Genomic DNA, 2,916 nt, shown 5'->3' with positions numbered 1-2,916 from the left:
TCAACCGATGTATTGAAAGTATGGACTGTACTTCCTCCCACCGGAATGCTTCCGTAGAGGGTATCCCTGATAATGGTTGTCCCCCCATCAAAGCTGTAGGATAGTGGGATGGTATCACGTGTGGGATCACCCCCAAAATTTTCTATCACCACCTGTACGCTGTCATTGGTGGTTCGTCTGCAACCATTTTCCGGAGCGATCCAATCGGTTACTCCTACATCCTGAGATATGTAGTCACCGGTAATCACGATATTATCCAGATTCCAGCCTGAGAAAGCCCAGCTGTCGTCTGTTCCGCCAAGGCTGAACCGTAGCCTCACACTGTCAACCCGGTTTACATATGGCTGAAGATCATACCTGGATTTTTCCCACTTATCCATAACAATCGAGCCTCCGTTTTGCCATATGGTTTCCCATGACTGTCCATCGTCCTGACTTATTTCTATGTAAGCACTATCCATTCCGTCAATATTCAGCCATCTGTAGAAATACAGGTTCATGTCTTGATAATAAAAAGCATCCAGCTTAGAGGAGATGGCCTGGTAGGCCCGGTCGCCGATGTTGTTTTCATAGTCGCCTGGATTACTTCCTTGTCCGGTGATATCAGTGCCGATCATATATTCTCCTTCATAAGCATTAGCAGGATCGGGACTGCCAACTGATCCCCCAAGAGGAGGATCTTGTGCCTTAGCTCTTTCAAATTCTCCGGTAAAGCTCCATCCCCCTGGTTCTTCAAAATTACTGTAAAGTATTGCTTCATATATTTCCCTGTCTCCATAGGGTGACTTAAAAACCAGAGGATAGTTATTGTTGTTGATTTTTAAATCATTGGCTTTGATTTTTGCATCCAGAACATGACCCTGTGTCTGGTGATTGGTATCGGCTTTTACGTCATAGGTTATCCATACTGATGACAAGCCCCTGGGGATTTCATAATTGATCTGATCAAAAACGGCTTTCTCGTCAGTAAAATTGATGCCGTTCACGACCTGCTGACTATTCTCAAAAAGCGTATCATTTGATGCATATAGCTTAACTCCGTTTTCCTTAATGTCATTATCATCGGTGTTCATTGAAGTAACAGCAAGGGAATCAAGATTGATGCTTCCGTCATTGCCTTCCACTTCAATATCCAGCCGGAGTATGGGATTGTTTTCGGACTGGGTAGCCACAAAATCAGTGGATGCCTGATGGTAAGATATGTTATCCACATATTTGGGCTCTACACCGGTTTCCTCAAGTACAACCTCGTCTATGCAAACACCGAATCCGTTGTTGGTTTTTCCCTCAAAAGCGATATAATATTCACTGCTTAACGAACTGTCTGGAAGTATAATACTTCTTTTAGTCCAATCCTCTACTACGCTGGTATATTCAGCAAGCTCTACCCACGAACCATCTTTTGAATTTTTGTAATAGATTCTCAGTTCATCATTTCTGTATGCATCAAAAGTATAGCGTTCATCCTGGGCATGCCAGAAGGTAAGTTCCGGTTTTACTTTATATTCCAGATTCAGGGCAGGAGTGACGAGTTTGGTTTTTTCTCCGTTTAAGCTTTCATAGTGAAATAATGCATTGTACACACCTTCATAAGCGTAAGGGGGTCTGCCGCTTCCCTCGACATCCGGATTGCTTGTATATCCTCCATCCTGATAGTCCCATTTTATAGTTCCCTTGACATACTCGTTGCTCCAATCGGTCGGTAACGAACCCGATTCGAAATTTTCATAAAGGATGGTATCATTTTCCTGGCCAACGGAAACCTGAATTGATACGGTTAGAAAATAAAAAAGAACCAATATACCGAAATACAAAATGCGTAAACTTTTCATTTTCATTGGAACTATGTTTTAAAATATAGCTAAATTCTATTTTATAGTTTATTGCGGGGAACTTTACTCTGGGATTTACGTATATTTTCGAAAAAAGTTAAAGGAAATTGGACAAAAGGCGCCAAATTATTTGTGAAATCGAACATAGTTTTTATGAGATCAGTTAAATTTTTCTTACTGGGCTTTTTTATATTGTTAAGTCTTAAAGGCTCATTTGCTCAAACAGACAGCACCTTCTGGTTCGCCGTTCCCTATGCAACTCCTCATCACGTAACAGAGACGGGAGGAGTCATCCGTTTAACAACTATTGATCGCGATGCTGAGGTAACCATTACCAGACCTTCCAGCGGGAGCCTGATTTATCAGGGTATCATCCCTGCAGGCGAGACCGAAAGTGTGGTTCTTCCCCCCAGCTATGTGCAGAATAACCTTACTAACCGTTTCTGGGATACCAGGGACAGTTCATCCATACTCATCCGGTCGAAAAGTCCCAGTGGCGATATGCCACCGGAAATTAAAGCGTACTATGAGATTGCCCGTGTTGATGAAACAGATACCACCGTGATGGTCAGCGGAAATAACAATCCGGATATATTTTCTCTGAAAGGCAGAAATGCATTGGGCGAGGAATTTTATGTGCCTTTCCAGACTCGATGGAATAATCAAGATTGGAATACCCCGGATGGTGCTTACAGTTCATTTCTCGTAGTAGCTACGGAAGACAACACGACCATAACCGTCAATTCGCCCTATCCCATTGCGCGAAGTACACTGAACGGCGGTGGGAATTATCCTACCAATACAAACATCAGCATTACCCTGGACAGAGGTGAAAGCTATAAACTAACCCCACAGCGGAAATCCTCGGGATCCGACGTAATAAGCGTCGATGCTGACGAAAGAATAAGAGGTACCCATGTTACTTCTGATAAACCTATTGCAGTCACTACTGGCGACGATTCAGATAGAAAAGATAACGCCTACGATTTTATCGGAGACCAGTTGGTACCTATCGATAATCTTGATGGTGATCAGGTAATTGGTCATGAATATCTCGTTATGCGCGGACAGGTAGATGGTGATA

The 2,916-nt window shown here is 42.9% G+C and carries 2 protein-coding genes; one reads left to right on the top strand and one right to left on the bottom strand.

Features of this window, described 5'->3' with window-relative positions; genetic code table 11:
• Positions 1-1,838 (bottom strand): hypothetical protein (locus KGY70_20265; protein ID MBS3777539.1); only part of this gene is annotated, 1,838 nt, incomplete at its 3' end.
• A 147-nt stretch (positions 1,839-1,985) separates the two neighbouring features.
• Here KGY70_20265 and KGY70_20260 point away from each other — a divergent pair.
• Positions 1,986-2,916, top strand: a 931-nt coding sequence (locus tag KGY70_20260; protein MBS3777538.1) for an IgGFc-binding protein, incomplete at its 3' end; no start/stop codon positions are given.

Source organism: Bacteroidales bacterium (assembly GCA_018334875.1).
GTDB lineage: Bacteria > Bacteroidota > Bacteroidia > Bacteroidales > UBA12077 > JAGXLC01.
Note: the sequence above shows the minus strand (reverse complement) of the source record. Positions and strands in the feature narration are given on the sequence as shown.